19 protein-coding genes, 1 pseudogene and 1 riboswitch are annotated in these 21,881 nt (G+C 71.3%); of the genes and pseudogenes, 2 read left to right on the top strand and 18 right to left on the bottom strand.

Going from position 1 to position 21,881, the window contains the following annotated elements:
* Positions 1-2: 2 nt before the first annotated feature.
* The 8 genes and pseudogenes from OG538_RS01720 to OG538_RS01755 form a co-directional block, all read right to left on the bottom strand.
* Positions 3-344: pseudogene (locus OG538_RS01720) on the bottom strand (STAS domain-containing protein); the annotation flags it as partial.
* A gap of 35 nt (positions 345-379) precedes the next feature.
* Complete coding sequence (locus tag OG538_RS01725; protein ID WP_406089397.1) at positions 380-943, bottom strand: hypothetical protein; 564 nt, start codon at positions 941-943, stop codon at positions 380-382.
* Positions 944-1,099: 156 nt separating this feature from the next.
* Positions 1,100-3,289, bottom strand: a complete 2,190-nt coding sequence (locus OG538_RS01730) for an alpha-galactosidase (protein WP_406089399.1) — start codon at positions 3,287-3,289, stop codon at positions 1,100-1,102.
* A 57-nt stretch (positions 3,290-3,346) separates the two neighbouring features.
* Positions 3,347-4,114, bottom strand: coding sequence for an NPP1 family protein (locus OG538_RS01735; RefSeq protein ID WP_406089401.1), 768 nt, complete (start codon positions 4,112-4,114; stop codon positions 3,347-3,349).
* A 319-nt stretch (positions 4,115-4,433) separates the two neighbouring features.
* A complete protein-coding gene (locus tag OG538_RS01740; protein ID WP_406089403.1) occupies positions 4,434-5,564 on the bottom strand; it encodes an XdhC family protein in 1,131 nt (376 codons plus the stop codon).
* Entirely contained in the window at positions 5,557-7,695 is a 2,139-nt protein-coding gene (locus OG538_RS01745) for a xanthine dehydrogenase family protein molybdopterin-binding subunit (protein ID WP_406089404.1), read from the bottom strand. The genes OG538_RS01740 and OG538_RS01745 overlap by 8 nt, the downstream gene beginning before the upstream one ends.
* Complete coding sequence (locus OG538_RS01750) at positions 7,692-8,684, bottom strand: FAD binding domain-containing protein (RefSeq protein WP_406089406.1); 993 nt, start codon at positions 8,682-8,684, stop codon at positions 7,692-7,694. Before OG538_RS01750 ends, OG538_RS01745 begins: the two co-directional genes overlap by 4 nt.
* The gene (locus tag OG538_RS01755; RefSeq protein WP_406089408.1) at positions 8,681-9,238 is read right to left on the bottom strand and encodes a (2Fe-2S)-binding protein; all 558 of its coding nucleotides are present in this window, start codon (positions 9,236-9,238) and stop codon (positions 8,681-8,683) included. The genes OG538_RS01750 and OG538_RS01755 overlap by 4 nt, the downstream gene beginning before the upstream one ends.
* Before the next feature lie 232 nt (positions 9,239-9,470).
* On the opposite strand from OG538_RS01755, the gene OG538_RS01760 reads away from it, so the two are divergent.
* Positions 9,471-10,082, top strand: coding sequence for a TetR/AcrR family transcriptional regulator (locus OG538_RS01760; RefSeq protein WP_406089410.1), 612 nt, complete (start codon positions 9,471-9,473; stop codon positions 10,080-10,082).
* A 241-nt stretch (positions 10,083-10,323) separates the two neighbouring features.
* Here OG538_RS01760 and OG538_RS01765 read toward each other — a convergent pair whose 3' ends face one another.
* The 9 genes from OG538_RS01765 to OG538_RS01805 all read right to left on the bottom strand — a co-directional run bounded on the left by OG538_RS01765 (position 10,324) and on the right by OG538_RS01805 (position 19,730).
* Entirely contained in the window at positions 10,324-10,851 is a 528-nt protein-coding gene (locus OG538_RS01765) for a GNAT family N-acetyltransferase (protein WP_406089412.1), read from the bottom strand.
* 79 nt (positions 10,852-10,930) lie between these two features.
* Positions 10,931-12,382 carry a hypothetical protein gene (locus tag OG538_RS01770; protein WP_406089414.1) on the bottom strand — a complete coding sequence of 484 codons (1,452 nt, stop codon included), beginning with the start codon at positions 12,380-12,382 and terminating at the stop codon, positions 10,931-10,933.
* Between the two features lie 136 nt (positions 12,383-12,518).
* Positions 12,519-13,922, bottom strand: coding sequence for an NtaA/DmoA family FMN-dependent monooxygenase (locus tag OG538_RS01775; RefSeq protein ID WP_406089416.1), 1,404 nt, complete (start codon positions 13,920-13,922; stop codon positions 12,519-12,521).
* Between the two features lie 18 nt (positions 13,923-13,940).
* Positions 13,941-15,167: an LLM class flavin-dependent oxidoreductase gene (locus OG538_RS01780; RefSeq protein WP_406089418.1), complete on the bottom strand. Its 1,227-nt coding sequence runs from the start codon at positions 15,165-15,167 to the stop codon at positions 13,941-13,943.
* A gap of 73 nt (positions 15,168-15,240) precedes the next feature.
* Positions 15,241-15,357: a putative leader peptide gene (locus OG538_RS01785; protein ID WP_406089420.1), complete on the bottom strand. Its 117-nt coding sequence runs from the start codon at positions 15,355-15,357 to the stop codon at positions 15,241-15,243.
* Positions 15,358-15,397: 40 nt separating this feature from the next.
* Positions 15,398-15,504: riboswitch (SAM riboswitch) on the bottom strand.
* A gap of 243 nt (positions 15,505-15,747) precedes the next feature.
* On the bottom strand, positions 15,748-17,019 hold the full coding sequence (locus tag OG538_RS01790) for a sugar ABC transporter permease (RefSeq protein WP_406089422.1): 1,272 nt from the start codon (positions 17,017-17,019) through the stop codon (positions 15,748-15,750).
* Entirely contained in the window at positions 17,016-17,795 is a 780-nt protein-coding gene (locus OG538_RS01795; protein ID WP_406089424.1) for an ATP-binding cassette domain-containing protein, read from the bottom strand. Before OG538_RS01795 ends, OG538_RS01790 begins: the two co-directional genes overlap by 4 nt.
* 100 nt (positions 17,796-17,895) lie before the next feature.
* The gene (locus tag OG538_RS01800; RefSeq protein WP_406089426.1) at positions 17,896-18,984 is read right to left on the bottom strand and encodes a substrate-binding domain-containing protein; all 1,089 of its coding nucleotides are present in this window, start codon (positions 18,982-18,984) and stop codon (positions 17,896-17,898) included.
* A gap of 293 nt (positions 18,985-19,277) precedes the next feature.
* Complete coding sequence (locus OG538_RS01805; protein WP_406089428.1) at positions 19,278-19,730, bottom strand: flavodoxin family protein; 453 nt, start codon at positions 19,728-19,730, stop codon at positions 19,278-19,280.
* Between the two features lie 360 nt (positions 19,731-20,090).
* Here OG538_RS01805 and OG538_RS01810 point away from each other — a divergent pair, with 360 nt between their 5' ends.
* Positions 20,091-21,278, top strand: a complete 1,188-nt coding sequence (locus tag OG538_RS01810; protein WP_406089430.1) for a four-carbon acid sugar kinase family protein — start codon at positions 20,091-20,093, stop codon at positions 21,276-21,278.
* Between the two features lie 144 nt (positions 21,279-21,422).
* On the opposite strand, the gene OG538_RS01815 is transcribed toward OG538_RS01810, so the two are convergent.
* On the bottom strand, positions 21,423-21,866 hold the full coding sequence (locus OG538_RS01815; protein ID WP_406089432.1) for an ester cyclase: 444 nt from the start codon (positions 21,864-21,866) through the stop codon (positions 21,423-21,425).
* Positions 21,867-21,881 lie beyond the last annotated feature (15 nt).

The raw sequence follows: 21,881 nt of genomic DNA on the forward strand, positions 1-21,881 counted from the left end.
GTGTCATGGACGGACAGGACCGCGCGCAGGCCGACCCTGGACAGCATGCCACGCGCCTGCTTGCTCGAGGTGACCAGCAGGAGGGTCCCGCCATCGAAGTGCACACGCTTGAAGACCCCACCCAGCATGGCGAAGGCCGAGTAGTCGACAGAGCCCATCGCACTCAGGTCGACGACCAGCATCAGCCGCCCCTTGTTGACCAACTGCATCAGCACTTTGCGCAGTTCCGGTCCGGAGGCTCTGTCGAGCCAGGCGTCCGGGTCCGCGCCTTCGACCCGTACGACAGTGATGTCGGCGTGCTCGTCCTCGTACGACACCTTCAGGTGCACCTGGCCCCCCATCATCTCGGGCACTGCGGATCATATCCGCCCGGCACGCACTACACAGGGGTGAGCGCGGCCCGGGCCGCGTCCAGGAACTCCGCCTGCGATACGGAGTGTTGGGTTCCATGGGCTGAGCTGCCGAGAGAGGTCCGCAGGGTCTCCGCCGCCGCGGCCACAGGGGCCGGCCCTTCCAGCCGTACGAGGTTGAGCGCCTCCCCCAGCGCGCCCATGGCGGTGTCGTACGCCCGCCGGCGAGATGCCTCGTCCGTGGTGCCGATGGCGCTCTGCCATGCAGCGAGCGCCTGATGAGCACTGTCGGTGCGGCTCAGATACGTGACGTAGGCCGCTCGCCGCACCGCTCGCTGGCCCGCGAGCGTCTGCTCGGTGAGGGTCCGGCGGGCGACATCGATCTGAGCCGTGGCCTGGAGCTGCCCGGCGTCCCAGGCAGCGGCGGCTTGTTGGCGTCCGGCTTCCCACGCGGCGGCCGCCTGACGCTCGCCCGCGGCCCAGGCGGCCGCGGCCTGGCGCTTGGCGGCAGCGAGGGTGAGCACCCCCGTCAGCCCGCCGCCGCCGATCGCGGCCCCCGCGGCGATCAGCGCTGTCACCACGGCCTCGTCCACCGTTGTCCCCTTCTCGTCGCATCGGACGTCGGGCGCTGAGGCACGACGGACCTGGCCGCCTCGTGAACCCTGGCTCGAAGGGTCCTGCCCGAGGCGCGACTCCGCGCCGATCCTAACGGCGTCCTCGGTGGCAGGCGGATGACCACCGGCGCCAGATCATTGCTGCGGGTCCGGTGCGGCGACCTCGATCAGCAGCGCCTGCCCCGGGTTGAGCGTCGGCATGGGCAGTCCCGCGCCGGTCAGTACCGCGCCGGGCATCGGGACCCAGTCCCCGAGCGCCGCCCGGTACCACGCCGGGGCGGCGACCTGGTGCATGGAGGGGAGCCCGGCCTCCGTGCGGATGCGGACCCGGTAGGGCCGGCCCGGGGCCAGCCCCGGGAGGCGGACGCGACCCGACTGGGCCGGTACGGAGGTCTCCGTGCGTGCCCAGCAGTACAGTGCGCCGGCGGCGTCGGGGGCCACGACTCCGTGCAGGTACGTCGCGTCGTCGTCGAGGTCCGCCCGCACGACCCGTCCGCCGTGCAGCAGCCCCCGCACCTCCTTGTAGAGCGCCGCCCACCGCGTCAGCGCCTCCCGTTCCGCGGGGGTGCGCGCCGTCAGGTCGTCCTCGATGCCCGCGTGTCCGAACAGCGCGGTGATCAGACGGAACGAGCCGTCGGTGGCCCGGCCCGTCGTATGGCTGCGCGGGCCCCCGACGTGGGCTCCGATCAGCTCGGGTGGCAGCAACTGCCCGGTCCAGCGCTGGATGGCCTGGCGCTCCACCGGGTCGTTGCAGTCCGAGGCCCACACCCGGTCGGTGCGGGCGAGGACGCCGAGGTCGACGCGTCCGCCCCCGCTGGAGCACGATTCGATCTCCAGGCCCGGGCGCCGGGACCTGAGTGTGTCCATCAGCCGGTACAGGGCCCGTGTCTGGGCGTGCACCCCCGGCCGGTCACCCCCGTGCGCGCCGCGGTGGACCGCCTCGTGCAGCTCCCGGTTGTGGTCCCACTTCAGGTAGTCGATGCGGTACTCGGTGACGAGGGCGTCCAGCGACTCCAGCAGATAGGCGAACGCCTCCTCGTGGGCCACGTTCAGCACGAACTGGTGGCGAGAGCTCGGGCCCAGACCCGCGGTCGGGCCGAGGATCCATTCGGGATGCTCCCGCGCGAGGCGCGAGCGGAGGTTCACCATCTCCGGTTCCACCCACAGCCCGAACTCCATTCCGTGCTCGTGCACCCGGTCCGCCAGCGGCGCCAGCCCCTCGGGCCACATCTGCGGGTCGACCGTCCAGTCGCCGAGTCCGGCCGTGTCGTCGCGGCGGCCGAGGAACCAGCCGTCGTCCAGGACGAGGCGTTCCACCCCGACTTCGGCGGCGGCGTCGGCCAGCGCGAGGAGCCGTTCGGGGCGGTGGTCGAAGTAGACCGCCTCCCAGGTGTTCAGCGTCAGCGGACGCGGTGACGAGGGGTGCCCGGGGCGGGAGCGGAGCAGGGTGTGGAAGCGGCCCGCGAGACCGTCCAGGCCGTCTGCGGACCAGGCGAAGTAGCACTCGGGCGAGGTGTAGCTGTCGCCGGGGGCGAGCCGGATCTCGCCGGGCGTGAGCAGTTCGCCGCCGCCGAGGACGCCGCCGTGCACCCCGGCGCCCTCCGGCAGCCGCTCGGCGAGCCAGCGCTGGTTGCCGCTCCAGCCGACGTGCAGGGCCCAGACCTCTCCTGTACGGAATCCGAATCCGGGTACGCCGACCGTCAGCAGATGGGGTGCGTCCAGTCCGGGGCGTCCCCTGCGGATCTCGCGGACGTGGCCGGCGAAGGCGAGGCGGCCTCGCTGCGGGGAGCGTTCGCGGCACCACTTGCCGGTGAAGTCCAGGATCTCCTGGGCCCGGTTGGGCAACGGGAGCAGCGTGGTGGTCGCGGCGAGGTCGTACGGGGCGGGGCCCGGGGCATCGGCCGGGGAGGACATCCGGGTGCGCACGCACAGGACGCCGGACGGGTCGAGCCGGTAGGTGAGGGTGAGGTCGAGGCCGCCGTCGGCGTCCCGGAGCGCGATGACGAGCGCGTCCGGGCTCACCTCCGCGCCGGTCAGCGTGACGCGGGGCGTGGTGGCCGTCCCGGCCCGGTGCCCCTCCTGGGCGGGGGTGCCCGACCAGCCATCCGCCTGGGTGGGCCACAGGGTGAACTGGCGTGGCTCGTCGAGCGCGCAGTGGAGGGAGGCGGCGTCCGCCGTCAGTGCGAGGGCCGCGACACCGTCGTCGGTCAGCTCCCCGAGATCCTCGCCCCAGTGCAGGACGCGGGGCAACGGAGTGCGGAGCTCGACGACGAAACTCACTCCGGCCGCGCGCAGGTGTGCGATGCGGGTGGTGCTGCGGGGCATGCGTGTCCTCTCGGAACCGGTGGGGCGGCGCTCGACTCCGCCGCCCGTTCGCGGCTGTCAGGCGTATGGGTCGAAGGGGATGCCGGCGGGCTTGGCCTTGGCGAGGTGGCCGGCGAAGTTGCCGTCCTTCAGGCCGAAGACGGCACTGCCGAAGTCGGCCTGGACCAGCTTCTCCCGGATGCCGGCGGAGTAGCCGTTCCAGCCGACCAGGTCGGGGAACTGCCACTGGTGGTAGTGGTTCTCCGGTGGCTCGTCGCCGCTGGTCGCGCGGCGGAAGCAGTGGGTCCCGATTCCGTCCTTGTGGTAGACGACCTTGGGATGCGTCCCGTCCCACAGCATCCCGTCCCGGCCGTACACGTTGAAGTCGCCGTGGGCGGAGGTGGACACGTACTTCGCCTCGTTGTCCTGTACCCACACCACGACGTGCTCCCAGTCGTGCCGGTGCCCGCCGAGACCGCTTCCGGCCACGGCTTGGTCCTTCTCGAAGTAGAGGCCGTACATGATGGCGCACCAGCCGTTGTTGCAGAGGGAGCGCGCGTATCCGTTGGTGTTGTCGAGGTCCCATGCGTCGTGGCAGCTGCCGTTGACGGCGCCCGTGGTCTTCAGCCCGGGCGCCACTCCCCCGTCGGCACCGATGGCCGGTGTCGGATAGCAGCCGTCGCCGTCGTAGTCGAAGGCGGGCTGGAACGTCTGCTCCAGCCCGTCCGCGTTCGCGGGCAGGGCGCCCGGCACGCCGGCGAAGGCGCTGCCGGACGCTGCGACGACCAGCACCGCGGCCGCGGCGAGGGTGAGTGTTGTCCTACGGAGTCGTCCTGTGTTCCGCACTGCGTCCTCCTGGTTCACGCCTGCCGGACCCGGCCATGTCATGGCATGCCCATGTCCAAGCGTGCGGAACCCCGCGATACCCGGCTTCGCCCGCCGTCAGGCGTCCGTCACGCGTAGCCGGGAAAGCAGTGGGCCGCTGTTCGGCTGGTGGGACGGCGGAGCCGAAGATTTGTGAGCAGCGACGAACTCGCCCGAACACCGTCCCGTCCGGCGCGTCCAGGAGGACGGCCGGACGGGGTGCGGACGGCGGGGGGCGGGGCCGAGCACGGGACGGAGGCGGGCCGGGCATGACCAGCAGTCAGTCCCGGCCCGCTGGCAGTCAGGGCAGCGCCTGAAGGGTCCCGGCGACGTCATGGTGGATGGGCGTCCGCGATCCGGTCAACGGACCACCCGTGCCGCCCCGGCGCTCGGCCACGATCTCCGCGGCGATGGACAGGGCGGTCTCCTCCGGCGTACGGGCGCCGAGATCGAGGCCTATCGGCGAGCGCAGACGGCCCAACTCGGCCTCGCTCACCCCGGCTTCGCGCAGCTTGTGGTTACGTTCCGCGTGGGTGCGGCGCGAACCCATGGCCCCGACGTACGCGACCGGCAGCCGCAATGCCGTCTCCAGCAGGGGGATATCGAACCTGGCGTCATGGGTGAGCACGCACAGGACGGTCCGTTCGTCGGTGGTGGTGCTGCCCAGGTACCGGTGCGGCCAGTCGACCACCACCTCGTCCGCCTCGGGGAAGCGGGCGCGGGTGGCGAAGACGGGCCGGGCGTCGCACACCGTCACATGGTGGCCGAGGAACTTGCCCACCCTCACCAGCGCCGTGGCGAAGTCCACCGCGCCGAACACGATCATCCGGGGCGGCGGCACACTCGACTCGACGAAGAGCGTCAGACCGCCCGGGCAACTGGTCCCGTCCTCCGCGATCTCCACCGTGCCGGTGCGCCCGGCGTCCAGTAGTGCTTGGGCTTCGGCTGCCGCCCTCCGGTCCAGGGACGGACGTCCGTCGAGGCTGCCCTCGTACGATCCGTCCCCCCGGACCAGCAGCGGCCGGCCGAGCAGTCCGCCCGGCCCCCGGACCACCCGGGTGAGCGCTGCCGGCTCGTCGCGGCCGGCCGCGGACAACGCCGCCCGGAGCACCGGCTCTTCGGAGCGCACCGGCACGACGAGGACGTCGATGACGCCACCGCAGGTGAGCCCCACGGCGAAGGCGTCCTCGTCGCTGTACCCGAACCGCTCCCGCACCGCCCGGCCGTCCTGGAGGGCCTGGACGCACAGCTCGTACACGGCACCCTCCACGCATCCGCCGGAGACCGAACCGATGGCTGTGCCTTCGCTGTCGACGGCCAAGGCCGCGCCCGGGGCCCTTGGTGCGCTGCCGTCGACCGCGACCACGGTGGCGACGGCGAAGTCGCGCCCCTCCTCGGACCAGCGGTGCAGGGCCTCGGCGATGTCAAGCACCCCGGGCTTCCTCCGCAGCCGTGAGGACGCGGTCGGGACGGATCGGCAGGCGCCGGTGACGAACACCGGTCGCGTGCCACACCGCGTTGGCGATCGCGGCGGCAACACCCACGATGCCGATCTCACCGATGCCCTTGATCCCGACCGGGTCGTCGGGGTCGTGGTCGTCCACCCAGTCCGCCTCGATGTGCGGCACGTCGGCGTGTGCGGCGACGTGATAGCCGGCCAGGTCGGCGTTGACGTAGCCGCCGGACGCCGCGTCGCGGACCGCTTCCTCGTGCAGAGCCATGGACAGCCCCCAGGTCATGCCGCCGACGAGCTGGCTGCGGGCGGTGAGCGGGTTGACGATGGTCCCGGCTGCGAAGATGCCCAGCAGTCTGCGTACGCGCACCTCTCCGGTGCTGGTGTCCACGGCGGCCTCGGCGAACTGCGCCCCGTAGGCGTGCCGTTCCTTCTGCGCGAGGGCGCCGATGGCCTCGGTGGTGTCCGACCGGGTGGTGAGGCCCTCCGGCGGGACGGAACTGCCGAGCGCGAGCAGTTCGCGCAGCTCGTCCGCCGCCATCCGCACCGCCCAGGCCCAGGAACGGGTGCCCATGGACCCGCCGGCGATCCATGCCGGGCCGAGGTCGCTGTCCCCGAGGCGTACCCGGATCCGGGCCGGGTCCACCCGCAGCGCGTCCGCGGCGACGGAGAGCATGGCGGTCCTCGCCCCGGTCCCGATGTCCGCGGCGTTGATCCGTACGGTGAAGCTTCCGTCCTCCTGCGCGGTGACGGCCGCCGTGGACGGGCCGACACCCGCGGGGAAGGACGCCGCCGCCATGCCGGTCCCGATGAGCCAGCGCCCGTCGCGGCGGAGCCCGGGACGGGGGTCCCGGCCGGCCCAGCCGAAGCGGCGCGCGCCTTCCTCGAAGCAGGCGAGCTGATTGCGGCGGCTGAAGGGCAGCCCCGACACGGGGCCCACCGTGGGCTGGTTGCGCGTTCGCAGCTCGACCGGGTCCAGACCGCACTTCTCGGCCAGTTCGTCGATGGCCGATTCGAGGGCGAAGGATCCCGGCGTCTCACCCGGCGCCCGCATCCAGGTCGGGGTCGGCACATCGAGCCGTACCAACCGGTGCCCGGTGCGATGAGCGTCGGCGTCGTACATGGTGCGTCCCACGTTGGCGCCCGGTTCGACGAACTCGTGCACGGTCGACGTGAGACTCAGCGACTGGTGGTCGAAGGCCCGCAGACGGCCGCCGGCGTCGGCTCCGAGCGTGACCCGCTGAGAGGTGGGGCTGCGGAAGCCGACCAGCGAGAACATCTGGCGGCGCGTCAGTACGACGCGGACAGGGCGGTGGAGAAGGGTGGTCGCCATCACGGCGGCCACCTGGTGCGGGGACAGGCCCTTCGATCCGAAGCCGCCACCGACGTGCTCGGACCGCACCCGGACGGAGGCCGGGTCGAGGGAGAAGATCGAGGCGAGTTCGCTCGCCACCCAGGTGGTGCCCTGATTGGAGTCGAGGACATCCAGCCGGCCCCCCTCCCAACGGGCCGTAGCGGCGTGCGGCTCCATGGAGTTGTGGTGCTCCTCCGGGGTGGAGTACTCCTCGTCCACGACGAAGGCCGCCTCCCGGAGCCGGGCCTCCAGGTCCCCCTTCTGCGTCTGGGCCTGGGCCATCGTTCGGGGGCCGGGGGTGTACGCACCGGAGTGGCCGGCGAAGAAGCCCACGTCGTGCGGCTCCTCGTCGTAGCGCACCACCAGCGCCTCGGCGGCCTCCCGAGCCTGCTCGGACGTCTCGGCGACGACCAGCGCCACGGGCCAGCCCATGAAGGGCACCCGGTCGTGCTGGAAGATACCGACGACCGGATTGGGCGGTCCCAGCATGCCCATGTACGCGGTGTCGACCCGTGGCGCGTTCTCGTGGTGGAGCACGGTGAGCACCCCGGGCATGGCCCGGACGGGGGCGTCCTCCACGGACCGGATCCGTCCGCGGGCGACGGTCGACAGCACCAGCCAGCCGTGGGCGAGTTCGGCGAAGGGGATCTCGCCGGCGTAGCGGGCCGCGCCGGTGACCTTGTCCCTGCCCTCCACACGGGTACGGGCGGTGCCGACCGCTCCCGTCACGTTGCTGTTCTCGGTCGTGGTGGTCATCGGGCGGACTCCTCGGCGAGTTCGGTGAGCACGGTCGTGACGAGGTTGCGCATCAAGGTCACCTTGTATCCGTTCTCCGCAAGGGGCTCGGCCGCCGCCAGCTCGGCGTCCGCGGCGGCGGCGAAGGCCGCCGCGTTCGCGGGGCCGCCGGTCAGGGCCTGTTCGGCCGCGCGGGCCCGCCAGGGCCTGGACGCCACCGCTCCGAAGGCCAGGCGCACTTCGCGTACGACACCGTCCTCGACGTCGAGCGCGGCGGCAACGGAGCCGATCGCGAACGCGAAGGAGGCGCGTTCGCGCACCTTCCGGTAGCGGGAATGCGCGGCGACGGCGGCCGGCGGCACGGTGACGCCGGTGATCAGCGCCCCGGAGGGAAGGGCTGTTTCCAGGTGCGGGGTCTCCCCCACCGGCAGATAGAAGTCGGCGATCGGCAACTCACCCGGTCCGTCGGCCGTTTCGTACGAGATGACGGCGTCGAAGGCCGCGAGCGCGACCCCCATGTCCGAGGGATGCGTCGCCACGCAGTGCTCGGAGGCGCCGAGGATCGCATGGTTGTGGTGCTCGCCCACCCGTGCGGGGCAACCGCTGCCGGGGGTGCGCTTGTTGCACGGCTTGGCGATGTCGCCGAAGTAGCCGCAGCGGGTTCGCTGGAGCAGGTTTCCGCCGACGGTCGCCATGTTGCGCAGCTGCCCGGAGGCGCCGGCCAGAAGGGCTTGCGAGAGGGCCGGGTAGTGCCTGCGGACTTCGGCATGGGCGGCGAGATCGCTGTTGGTGACTGTCGCACCGATGCGGAGCCCGCCACCGGGCGTGAACTCGACTGTGCCGAGGGGGAGCTCCTGGACGTCGACGAGGAGCGTCGGCCGTTCCACCCCGGTCTTCATCAGGTCGACGAGATTGGTGCCGCCGCCGAGGAGACGCGCTCCGGGGTCCTCCGCGAGCAGGGCCACGGCTCCGGAGACGTCAAGAGCGCGTTCGTATCGGAATTCCCTCATGCCACGGTCTCCTTGATGTCGGCCGCGGGCACCTCGGCCGCGCGCGCCACGGCCTGCACGATCGACATGTAGGCCCCGCAGCGGCAGAGGTTGCCGCTCATCCGCTCACGGATCTCCTCCGCGGTGAGAGCGGGTGCCCCGGCTTCCGGCCGGACGTCCTCGGTCACGGCGCTCGGCCAGCCCGCCGCGTGTTCCTCGATCACCGCGATCGCCGAACAGATCTGACCGGGGGTGCAGTAGCCGCACTGGTAGCCGTCGAGGTCGAGGAAGGCCTGCTGCACCGGATGCAGCCGGTCGCCGTCGGCGACGCCCTCGATGGTGGTGATCGCGCGCCCCTCGGCCGCGACCGCGAGCTGCAGACAGGAGACGGTCCGCCGCCCGTCGAGCAGCACCGTGCAGGCACCGCACTGCCCCTGGTCGCAGCCCTTCTTGGTACCGGTCAGATCAAGGCGCTCGCGCAGGGCGTCGAGCAGGGTGGTGCGGTGGTCCACGGGCAACGTGTATTTTTCGCCATTGATGTTCAGGGTGATGGCACTGGACGTCGATGGGGCCATGATCAGCCTTCTTTCGCATTGCTTATGCGCGTCGAACGAGACGAACCCGGCAGCCGTACCGGGAGGGAGAGAGCGGATGCGGGCAGGCAACTGGGCGCACTGGTCGGCCACGATGGCCGGATCTACCGCTATGGTGGAGCCAAGCGGACAGGTGTCCGCTTATCTGTCGAACCTAGCGGACAACTGTCCGCCCAGCAAGGTCGACTTGGCCGTGATTCCGGAAGGATGAGGCGTGGACGACGAGAAGAACGCGCCCCAACGTCCGGACGCGCAACGCAATCGCGAGCGCATCCTGGCTGTCGCACTTGAGGAACTGACGCGGTCCGCGGACGCCCCGGTGAGCACCATCGCCAAGAAGGCGGGTGTCGGCCAGGGCACGTTCTACCGCAACTTCCCCAACCGTGAGGCCCTAGTCCTGGAGGTGTACCGCTACGAGATGCAGCAGGTCGCCGACACCGCGGCCCAGCTGCTCAGGACCCGGACGCCCGACCGGGCCCTGCGGGAGTGGATGGACCGGCTGGCGCAGTACGCCATGGCGAAGGCCGGACTGGCCGACGCGCTGCGCACGACCGCCAGCAGGTGCGGCAGCCTGGCCCAGTTGGGCCACGACCCGGTGACCCGCGGCATCACGCTCCTGCTGAACGCGAACGAGGAGGCGGGCACCATTCGCCCGGGGGTGACCCCCGACGACTTCGTGCTCGCCATCGCCGGCCTGTGGCAGCTCGACCCGCACAGCGACTGGCAGCCGAGGGCCGCCCGGCTGCTCGACCTCGTGATGGATGGGCTGCGGGCGGGGGCGACCGGCGCGGGAGGCCCGGCGCCGGGCCAGGGCCTCGCGCGGTGAACGTCAATGCCCGCGGCAGCGCATGCCCCGCCGGTCGGCGACGGTCCCCCGACGAGCAGGCCCGGCTCACCGCCGACACCGGAGACGAGAAGTGGGTGACGGACGCGAGGACGGGGCACGCGCCGTCGCTCGTGAGCTTCGCAGCACAGGTGTTGAGACCTCGGCCGGCAACGGGCCGCGGGCAGGTGAGCCCGCACCGGCTGCCGCCGTGGATCAGTGACGGGCGCTGAAGACCTGCCCTTCAGTCGCCGAGGATCCGCTCCCACAGCAGCCCGTCACGCCAGCTCCCGTCGAGAAGGATCGAGGAGTGCGCGACGCCGTACGGGCTGAACCCGTTGCGGCGCAGTACCCGCTGCGACGGGAGATTCTCCAGATTGGTCGACGCCTCGGCGCGGTGCAGACCGAGCTCGTCCGTCATCGTCCGGAGCACAAGCCCGACGGCGCGCCCGGCGTGTCCCTGGTTCTGGGCGGCACCGGTGATCCAGTATCCGACGGAGCCGCGGCGCAGGTGCGGCTGCGGCAGGATGCCCCCGACGGTGATCTGCCCGATCACCTGGTCGTCGGCGAGCACCACGCCCGGCCAGACCGCGCCCGCCCGGTAGCCGGCCAGCAGGCTGTCGATCCGCTCGGCCTGGCCCTCCGGGGTGAAGTAGTCGGCCGGCTGAGCCGGTTCCCACGGCCGGAAGGCCTCGACGTCGCGCACCCGGTGCGCGGCGATCGGGGCGGCATCGACGGGGTCGATCAGGCGGATCCTGGTGCTGCTGCCCATGGGCTGATCCCCGTCACGCCGTGCGTCGAATGGAACGGCCATCCTAAGGGCTGTCCCCCGCACAGCCGGGCTGTCCCCCTCACAGCCCGGCCATGGCCCGTTTCGCCCGGGTGGACAGCGGGCTGAGCGCCTTGGCCGACTCCTTGGCGATCGTGTCCAGCAGGGCCTTCGCGTGCACCATGGTCGCGCGCGCGAGTGCCGTGTCGCCCGTCCCGGCCGCCGCGAGTACCAGTTCCAGGTGCTGTTCCGTGATGAGCCGGCCGAGCCCCCGCCTGTGCCACCCGGCCACGTCATCGTCCGGCACGGGACCGCCGAGGCCGACCGCCGCCCTCGCCCGCTCCAGAGCCCGGCCGGCAGCATCGAGGTCGCCCTTGCCGCGCTCCAGACGGGCGAGGACGTACGCCTCCGAGGCCCGTTCCCGTGCCGAGTCCTGGAGCGACAGCAGGTTGAACTGGGCCCGGGCCGCCTGCGCGTGATCGCCGATGCGTTCCAGTGCGCGGCTCAGCTCCCGGAGCCGCGCCGCGTCCGGTCCGGTGTCGTCCAGCATCCGGATGAGCGCCACCCGGGCGTGCTCGACGCGCCCTTGCCGGTGCGCCAGGTCGGTCCAGGTGAACTCGCTCTCGGACGCGATGTCCCGCCCGTACCGCCGCGCCTCCTCGGCGCGGGCCCACTCGACGGCTCCGGCGCTGTCGGTGACCACACCGGAAGTGGCCGACCGCAGCAGGGGGACGTCCTCGTCCTGCCCCCGCAGGGCGACGAGCACCGCGGCCAGCCGCCGCTCTTCGAACCGCTCGGTCCGCACGGCACATTCGGCCTCCAGCAGCAGCCGCAGCAGCGGCAGGTCTTCCTCACGGCGGTCGAACTGCGCAGCCCTCAGGACTCCCGCCCGCAGCACCGCATCCGCTGCCGCCTCCTCCCGCGCTCCGAGCTCGTCGGAGCGCATCCGCCGCAGCGCCTCCCGCCCCGGAACGAGGACGACGTCGCGCAGACACATCCGGTAGGAGTCGTGCAGCCGGTACGCGCACAACTCCGCCGAATTGAGCAGGAGATGGTCTGGTTCGGTGCGCCGGCCGGCCGACTCCGCCATCGCGAAGAGTTCGACCAGCGGCCGCTCCGGAAGACCCAGGCCACTGATCAACGCTGCCCGCTGTGCGTCCAGTTCGGGCGCGTAGTCCTCGCGTGCCTCGTCGTCGGACGCGCGCACCGCGGCACGCATCGCCTCCTCGTCCAGCTCCGCCGTGAGGTCCTCGCACCACTCGGGCAGCCGGATCTGCATCTCCAACGCCTCGCCGACGCTGTCGGCGATGAGCACCACGTCCCCTTCGGACGAGGCGTACAGCACGGCTGCCCCTCCGGAGAGGAAGAACGTGCCTCCGGTGTCGTCGCCGGCGATCGGCTCCAGCGACGCACCGGAGGCAAGGTGCACTTCCTCGACGTGAGAGGCCCGGCTCACATCGAAGTTGAAGGGGAAGGCCGCCGTCTCGGCCAGCTCGGGGCGGGTGCGCAGGAGTTCCAGGAAGCGGTCGGTCATACGGCCGAAGCCTAACGACCTCAGCCGGGAGGGAGCGCTCCTCGGCTGATCGTCGGGGCGGATGCCGGGCGCCGCACGCTCACCGGCACCGAAGCGGGCTCGGCAGGCACCGGGAGGGCGTCGGGCCGGAGGGACGTCACGATGCCGCCCGCTCGGCCACCACGTCGCCGGGGTGGGCCAGGCCGAGGTGGTCGCGCAGGGTCGTGCCCTCGTACTCCGTGCGGAACACACCGCGCTCCTGGAGGAGCGGAACCACCGTGTCGGCGAATGCGTCCAGCCCGCCGGGTGTGATGTGCGGGACGAGGATGAAACCGTCGGCGGCATCGGCCTGTACGAAGTCATCGATGGTCGCCGCGACGGTGGCCGCGGAGCCGACGAAGGCCTGGCGGTTGCCGGTCTCGATGACGAGGTCGCGGATCGACCAGTTCTTCGCAGCCGCGAGTTCACGCCACTCCCGGGCCGTGGTCAGCGGGTCCCGGTACATGCGCACTTGGGCGCGTCCGCGGGCGACCGTGTGTTCGCCGAGGTCGGGGTCGATCTCGGGAAGCGGGCCCTCGGGGTCGTACGAGGAGAGGTCGCGGTTCCAGACGAACTCGAGGTGCTTGATCGCGGTGGCACCGCTGACCTGCTGTCTGCGGACCTCGCGGGACAGTTCCTGCGCCTCGGCGTCCGTGTCGCCGAGGACGAAGGTCGCCGCGGGCAGGATCAGCAGCTGGTCAGGGGTGCGGCCGTGACGGGCGAGACGGCGCTTGACGTCCGTGTAGAACGCCTGTCCCTCCTTGAGGGTGCTGTAGCGGCTGAAGATCGCGTCGGCCCCCTCCGCCGCGAACTCGCGTCCGTCGTCGGAGTCCCCGGCCTGGAAGATCACCGGTCGGCCCTGCGGGCTGCGCGGGACGTTGAACTGCCCCTCGATGTCGAAGTGCTGCCCCCTGTGCACGAAGGACCCGGCGCGCGCGTCCCGGAGGAAGGTGCCGGTCCCCTGATCGGCCACGATCTCGTCGCCCCGCCATGAGTCGAACAGCTCGTTGGCGGTGGCGAGGAACTCCTTGGCCCGGGAGTACCGCTCCTCCTGCGGAAGGAATCCACCGCGCCGGAAGTTCTCGCCCGTGAAGGCGTCCCACGAGGTGACGACGTTCCACGCCGCCCGCCCGCCGGAGAGGTGATCGAGGCTGGCGAACTGCCGGGCCACCTCGTAGGGCTCGTTGAACGTGGAGTTGATCGTGCCGGTGAGGCCGAGGTGTTCGGTGACGGCGGCGAGTGCGGACAGCACGGTGAAGGTGTCGGGGCGACCCACGACATCCAAGTCATATATCTTGCCGCCCTGTTCGCGCAGGCGGAGCCCTTCGGCGAGGAACAGGAAGTCGAACTTGGCGCGTTCGGCGGTGCGGGCGAAGTGCGCGAACGAGCTGAACTCGACGTGACTTCCGGCCGCGGGATCGCTCCACACGGTGGTGTTGTTGACGCCTGGGAAGTGGGCGGCGAGATGGATCTGCTTGCTCGGCTTGCCGGTGTCGCGGCCGGCGCCAGTGCTGGTGCTCATGTCGGTGGTCCCTCCGGCTCAGACGGTTGCGTAGCGGTTGGCGGGGCGGGCGAGTCCGAGCAGCCCGCGCAAGGTGTCGGCTTCGTAGGCGGTCCGGAAGGCACCGCGGCGCTGCAGTTCGGGCACCAGCCGACGGGTGATCGCCGGGAGGTCGTGGCCGATCACGGCGGGGCGCAGCCGGAAACCGGAGAGCCCGGCCTCTTGCCAGTCCAGGAGCAGGTCCGCCAATTGCCCGGGGGTGCCGGTGAACACCTTCGCGTCGCTGGAGTAGGGGTGTCCCGCGAGGCCGTCGAGACGGTCGCGCCGGGCCGCCGCGGCCGCGGGGTCGTCGTCGAGGAAGACCACGAGGTCCCCGAAGACGTGGAGGGGGTCCGCCGCGCGTCCCGCCGCCGCCTGTTCGGCGCGTATCTCCTCGACGACGGTGCGGGCGTGGCCGGTGTCGTGCGGGGTGACGTATCCGATGTCCGTGGAACGGGCCACCAGCCGGAAGGGCACGCTCCGGTGCGCCAGCGCGCTCACGACCGGCTGCCCCTGCGGGGGCCGGGGTGTGATCGAGGGACCCTTGACGCTGAAGTGCCGCCCCGCGAAGTCGATGTAGTGCAGCTTGTCGCGGTCGATGAAGCGCCCCGTGGCCGCGTCGCGGATCTCCGCACCGTCCTCCCAGCTGTCCCACAGACGGCGCACCGCCTCGATGTAGTCTCCGGCTTCCTCGAAGAGTTCGGCGGTCAGCGCTTGCACGGCCGGGGTGTCCAGTTCGTCGACGCCGAAGCGCGGGAACGTACGGCGGCCGAAGTGGGCGGCTTCGTGCTGCCGGGCCGACACCTGGACGCGCACGCCTGCCCGGCCGGAGCTCACGTAGTCGAGGGTGGCGATCGCCTTGGAGAGGTGGAACGGCTCGGTGTGCGTGACGACCACGGTGGGGACGAGCCCGATGTGCCGGGTCAGCGGGGCCACCCGGGCGGCGATGAGCACCGCGTCGAGGCGCCCGCGCTCCTGGTCGGTACGGCCGTCGGGCTCGGTGGACAGCGAGGACTGGAGACCGAGCGCGTCCTCGATCGTCACGAAGTCGAGCAGACCCCGTTCGGCTTCGGTGACCGTGTCGGTCCAGTAGGCGGCGGTGAGCAGCTCGCCGGGCCGGGCCACCGGCTCACGCCAGGCGGCGGGGTGCCAGCCCGCGCCGTTGAGAGCGACGGCGAGGTGGAGGGAGGCGGGCAGGGGAGAGTGCGGGGATGACGATGCGGACACGAAAGGGTGCCTTCCTGATCGACCGTAGGTGGTCGCCGGGCCTCGTCGGGAGGTTCGGCGTCGCGGGTACGGGTCAGGAACAACAGAGCGCGCCGGCCACTCGCTGGAGGTCGATGTGGGGCCGGGAGTAGAGGTGGACGCGGCGCCGGGGGGCGAGCACCCTGACGAGCGGGCAGGACGTTCCTGGCATGACCCCCGCCTCCGCTCTTCCGGCTCGGCGGGGCCCGGAGGCCTCGCGCCTGCGGAACCCGGACGGGCCCCGCCTCGTCGTCATGCGGACCCCCGCGTGCGAGGGTTTCCGGTCAGCCCGACAGGACTTGACGCCGACGCATATCCACCGCGAACGCTACGCGCGACGGCCGCGCCGCGCAATGCCCCGTGGATCATGCTCCCGCTCGCCGCGCCGTGCTTCACGACGAGGCGGCTGCGCCGTCTGTTCCGCCCGGCGCCGCCTGTCACAGCACCCCGCCGACGACGCCCCGGCAGAAAAGCAACCCGCCTGCGCCCGCGCCATGGACCGACCGGAGGGGCTGCGGCGCCCCTGGGCTCCGGGTACGGCCCGGCCCGGGCGCGTACGGGATCACGCGCGTCCCGCGGCCTTCTGGCTCCGGCGGGAGACGGAGTCGACGACGACGGCCGCCAGCAGGACGGATCCCGTGATCATGAACTGGATCGCGTTGCTGACACCCATGATGTTCATCCCGGACTGGATCGACCCGATCACCAGGGCGCCCAGCAGGGCCGACCAGACCGAACCGCGCCCGCCGAACAGGCTCGTGCCGCCGATGACGGCGGCTGCGATGACGTTCATCAGCAGGTTGCCGCCTCCCGAGGTCTGGCTCGCCGACTGGATCTGCCCGGCGAGGAACAGGCCCCCGACCGCCGACATGGTGCCGGCGATCGAGAAGACGGTCATCCGGACGAACGGCACGCTGATGCCGGCGCGTCGCGCACCCTCGGAGTTGCCGCCGACCGCGAAGACCTTCCGGCCGTACGTGGTGCGACGGAGCACGAAGTCCAGAACCACCAGCACGATCAGGAAGATCAGGAGGGCCAGCGGGAGGCCCTGGTAGCGGTTGAGGATGTACGCGGTGACGAAGGCGATCGCGGCGATGACGACGGTACGCAGCACGATCTCGGCGATCGGTCGGGAGGGCACCCTGGCCGCCCTGCGACGCGCGGCGTCCAGGAGCGACGCCGTGAGGAAGAGCCCGACCCCGGCCGCCGCGGCCCCGTAGGCGGCGGCCTGACTGTGGTAGATGGTCGAGTAGAGCTCGGCCACGATGCTGTCGCCCGGGATGTTGACCGTGCCGCTGGACCCGAGCACCTGAAGCATCAATCCGTTCCAGGCGAGGTTGCCCGCAAGGGTGACCACGAAGGCGGGCACGCCGACCTTCGCGAAGAAGAAGCCCTGGATGAGGCCGACCGCCGCTCCGCCCAGGAGGGCGACCAGGAGCGCCAGCCATTCGTTCATGCCGTTCATGACGTTGAGAACGGCGAAGATCGCGGCGCACAGACCGCTCACGGATCCGACGGACAGGTCGATCTCGCCGAGGAGCAGCACGAAGACGATGCCGATGGCGATCATGCCGGTGCCGACGATCTGCTGGCTGAGGTCGGAGAGGTTCTGGGCCGAGAGGAACGTGCTGTTCAGGCTGCCGAACACCGTCCAGATGATGATCACGGCGATGACGACGGGCAGGGAGCCGAGTTCCCCGCTGCGCATCTTGCGCCAGAACTCCCTGGCGTAGCCGCGGATACCCTCCTCGCGCACGAGCAGGCGGGTGTCGATGGCGGGCATGGCGTCGTGTGCGGGCTCCTGGACATCGTCGCTTTCGGGTTCCCGGCTCATCGCTCCTCCTCCCGCTTACGGGCCTGACGTCGGGTGACCGCGCTGTCGGAGGCCCCGGTGATGGCGGAGATGATCTCCTCGGTGGTGGTGGAACGCCGGTCGAAGAAGCCGTTGTTGCGCCCCAGGCGCATCACCGCGATCCGGTCCGCGACCGCCATCACGTCCACCATGTTGTGGCTGACCAGGATGGTCCCGAGGCCGCGTTCCCTGAGCCGCTCGACCAGGTCGAGGACCTCCGCCGTCTGCTCCACGCCCAGCGCCGCGGTGGGCTCGTCGAGGATGACGACCTTCGGATCGCCGATCAGGGACCGGGCGATCGCCACCGTCTGGCGCTGTCCGCCGGAGAGCGAGGCGACGGGGATGCGGACGCTCGGGATGCGGATGGACAGGGTGTCGAGCAGTTCGCGCGAGCGCTGGTCCATGCGGACCTCGTCGAGCACGCCGAAGCGGCGCAGTTCGCGGCCGAGGAACAGGTTGCCGACCACGTCGAGGTTGTCGCACAGGGCCAGGTCCTGGTAGACGGTCGCGATGCCGAGGTTCTGGGCGTCGTGGGGCCTGCCGATGGCAACCCGCCGGCCCTGCCATTCGATGACACCCTGGTCCGGCGGGTTGACTCCCGCAATCGCCTTGACCGCGGTGGACTTGCCGGCACCGTTGTCGCCGACGAGCGCGACGACTTCACCGGGGTGGACCTCCAGGTCGAAGCCCGACAGTGCCTGGACGGCGCCGAAGCGCTTGGAGATGCCCCGCAGAGTGAGCACAGGTGCTTCCGGCAAAGGAACCGCCTCCTGAGTTGTCCGCGCGCACGGGCGGACGGTCTCGGCCCCCGCCGGACGAGCCGCTCGGGGCGGCTCGTCCGGATTCGTGGAGTCAGGACTACTGGAGGCCGGCCTTCTCACAGGCGTCGGAGTAGGCGGGAGTACAGATCTCCTCGATCGAGTACAGGCCGTCCTTGACCACCGTGTCCTTGATGTTGCCCTTGTCGACCACGACCGGTGTCAGCAGCTTGGCCGGGACCTTCTCGCCACTGCCGCTGGTGACGGTGGTCGGCGTCAGCGACTTGGGGACGTCCTTGCCCTGCGCGAGGTCGACCGCGATGGCGGCCGCGGTGTCCGCCTCCGGCTTGTACGGCTTCTCGACGGTGATGGTCTGGGTGCCGAGCAGAATCCTCTGGATCGCGTCGAGTTGGGCGTCCTGGCCCGTCAACGGCACGTTGATGCCCGCTGCCTTGAGGGCCGTGGCGATGCCGGCGGCCAGGCCGTCGTTGGCCGAGTAGACGCCGATGATCTTGTCCTTGCCGAGTGCGCTGATAGCACCCGACATCTGCTGGTTGGCGTTGTTCGGGTCCCAGTTCGGAGTGTCGTACTCCTTGCCGATCTTCACCTTCCCGTCGAGGACGGAGTGTGCGCCGGCCTTGAACTCGGCGGCGTTCGGGTCGGTCGGCGAACCGTTGTGCATCACGATCTCGCCGCTGCCGGCCTTGTTGCCCAGAGCGGCCAGCAGTGCCTTGCCCTGCAACTCGCCGACCTTGCGGTTGTCGTACGAGACGTACGCGTCGACGGGCCCTTGCGCGAGCCGGTCGTACGCCACGACCTTCACGCCCGCGTCCCGCGCCTTCTGCACGGAGGACTGGATCGACTTGGCGTCCACGGCGTCCAGGATGAGCACCTGGTCGCCCTTGGCGAGCGCCGTGTTCACCTGTTGCTGCTGAGTGGTGGCGCTCTCGGCGGCGTTGTAGTAGTCGATCTGGGCGCCCGGCGCCAGTTCCTTGATCTTGTCCTCGATGTACGGCCGGTCGAACTTCTCGTACCGCGTGGTCTTGCTCTCGGGCAGCAGCAGACCGATCTTCACCTGGTCGGCCGCGCGGCCCGTTCCCTGTGCCGCCGCACCGCTGGTCGCCACCGCGCCCATGGACAGGGCTGCCGCTCCAGCCAGAGCTATCGCACTCCGAAACGTACGGGTCATGGGAGGCTCCTTCTCGTACGGCGCCGCCCTTCCACCAGGAGAGCGCGCAGAAGAAAATGCACATTTGGCCTACATATCGACATTAGCGGTAACCCCCGGACCGGCAAGCGGGTGACATCACCGCACCTCAGAGCCCCGCAACGGGGCCTTCGTCCGTCTCGGAGCGGCGTTCGGTTTTCCGGGCGGCCGGACGGCGGGGCCGGGCGTTCGGGCTCTCCGGCAGCCCGAACGCGGAGCCGGGGAGAAGGGTGGCGGCGCTGTGCGACCCGGGCGCCGGGGCGCCCGGCGGCGGGTCAGTCCGTCAGTCCGACGGCGAGGGTCGCCCCCAGCTCCCAGCACGCCTGGATGTCGTCCTTGGACGGCTCCCCCGTCACCGTCACGGCTTCCGCCGCGCGCCGCCATCCCAGGCCCGTGGTGATCGACTCGATGGCCCGCACGGCCCCCGTGACGTCATTTCCTCCGTGCACGTAGTACCCGAAGGGACGGCCTCGCGTGGCGTCGAGGCAGGGGTAGTAGACCTGATCGAAGAAGTGCTTGAGGGCGCCCGACATGTAGCCGAGGTTCGCGGGTGTTCCGAGAAGAACGCCGTCGGCGGCGAGCACGTCGGACGACGCCGCGGCGAGCGCCGCGCGGCGCACGACCTGGACGCCCTCGATCTCGTCCGTCGTCGCACCGGCAACGACGGCTTCGAACAGTGCCTGGCAGTTCGGCGAGGGCGTGTGATGCACGATCAGCAAAGTGGCCACACCCCGGAACCCTGCCGTGCCCGCCCCTCGGCTGCAAGCGGGGCACACCGCACGCAGCTCGCGCTCCACACCCCCGATCAGGCACGGAGGGCTCCCTCCGCGGGCGCAACCGACGGACTGACGGACCCACTTGCTCCTGCGCAGAGCCCGGCGATCGCGCCTGGCCGGGATTAGTATCGGCTGTCCCGCAGGGGCGACGAGTGGCCCGGCGCCAGGTCGTCCGGGACGTGTGCGTACGGGACGGTCTCGGCCTTGACGGCGGCGGCCCAGGCCCTTCCCCGGGCGCACGCGCCCTGCACCGAAGGCGGTCACCGACCGGTGATGCGGTCGGGCTTGAGCTGATGGACGGAGAGGTGGGACATGAATTCCCGCGCGGCCGCGGGGCCGGCTGTAGGCATCCTGGCGGATGACCTGACCAGCGCCGGCGACGGGGCAGCACCGTTCCGCCGGGCCGGTCACGAGGCACGCATTCTCCTGTCCACCCCGGCGACGGCACCCCCGCACTTCCAGGGGGTGACCGCAGTCGACCTCGGGACCCGGCTGCTGCACGCGGAAGCCGCCGCCGCGCGCACACGGCAGGCAGCAGGTCTCTTCGCCGGCTCCGCGATCCTGCTCAAGACGGTGGACTCGACCTTGCGCGGCCATGTCGCGGCAGAGGTCCGGGCCGCGTGGGCCGGATCGCGTCGGCGTGCCGTCATCATCGCGCCCGCCTTTCCCGCGGAGGGCCGGGTCACGGTGGACGCAGTGCAGTACGTGCGCGGCGTCGCGGTCCACGAGAGTGACTTCGCCCACGATCCCGTACACCCCGTGGGGTGCTCGGACCTGGCGTCGTTGTTCCCGGACGCCGTCGCGGCCGGGCCCGACCGGACTGCCCACCTGCCCGGCCTGGTCGGCCGAGGCGGCCTGCTCGTCTGCTCCGCGGCTACGGACGGCGACCTCGACCGTCTGGTGGCAGCGATCCCGCGCCTCGACGACGTGCTGTGGGTGGGCTCCCCGGGGCTGGCTACCGCCCTGGCCCGGCGGTGCGCACGCGCCGATGGACGTGCAGCGCACACACCGGCCCGCCGACCGCTGGTCGTCGTCGGCAGTGCCAACCCGGTGACCCGGCGACAGCTGACCGTGCTCCGGGCGCAGCTGGACGTCCAGGGCATCACCGTCGGCGACGATCCCGCCTCGGCAGTGGCGGCGGTACGCGGCCTGAAGGCCCCGGTCCTCACCCTGCAGACACCTGATGAACGCCATGCGCCGGACTCGGTGCGGGGCTTCGCCCACTCCTTGGCCGCGGTCGTACGTGCGGTAACCGAAGAACACCTGGCCGACGCTCTCGTCGTCACCGGTGGGGAGACCGCCGCGACCGTGCTCCACTCCCTCGGCATCCAAGGCATCGACCTGCTCGACGAACCCGAGCCCGGCGTCGCCCGCGGCACGCCCCTCGGGCGCCCGGCATTCCCCGTACTGATCAAAGCCGGTGGCTTCGGCGACGACGAGATGCTCCTGCGTCTGTGTCACCTGATCCGGCATCCCGGCGGCCGGAGAGACCTCGTGTGACCACGGTCGTGGTCGCTCTGCCGCGGCCGTCGGGACGTGGACGAAGTCCTCTGCCTGGCAGGGCAGTTGGGCTGGTGCCCTGGGCGGATGAGGCTGGCGACATGCCCCGTCCACCCACCGGGCTCGTCCGGTCCGCGGTCGCCGTCACGGACCGTGTCCGGGGATCATGCCGAGCTGGCGCAGCTGCGCGAAGACGTCGACGACTCCCCAGATCTCCGCGATGCGGCCGTTGTCGAAGCGGACGACGAAGATCTCGTCGTACCTGACGGACCTGCCGGTCGGCGGGTGGCCCCGGTACTCGCCGAGGTGGGTCCCCGTGACGGTCTGCCTGCTGACGAGCTTGTCTCCCTCCGCGATCACGTCCTCGACCGCGACACGAATGTCCGGGAACGCGCGCAGCAGCCCCGCCCACACTCCCTTGAGCGCCCCCACCCCCGTCTCGCCGCTCGGAACGGGTGCGTGGAACAGCACATCCGGGGCGACGACCTCGTCGACCGTTCTGGAGACGACGTCCAGGTCGCTGCTGTTCATCGCGTCGTGGAAGCGGCCGAACGCGGCTCTGTTGCGGGATTCCTGCTCTGTCGACATGGTGCTTCTCCTCGG

The organism is Streptomyces sp. NBC_01013, assembly GCF_045162765.1.
In the GTDB taxonomy this organism is placed as follows: Bacteria; Actinomycetota; Actinomycetes; order Streptomycetales; family Streptomycetaceae; genus Streptomyces.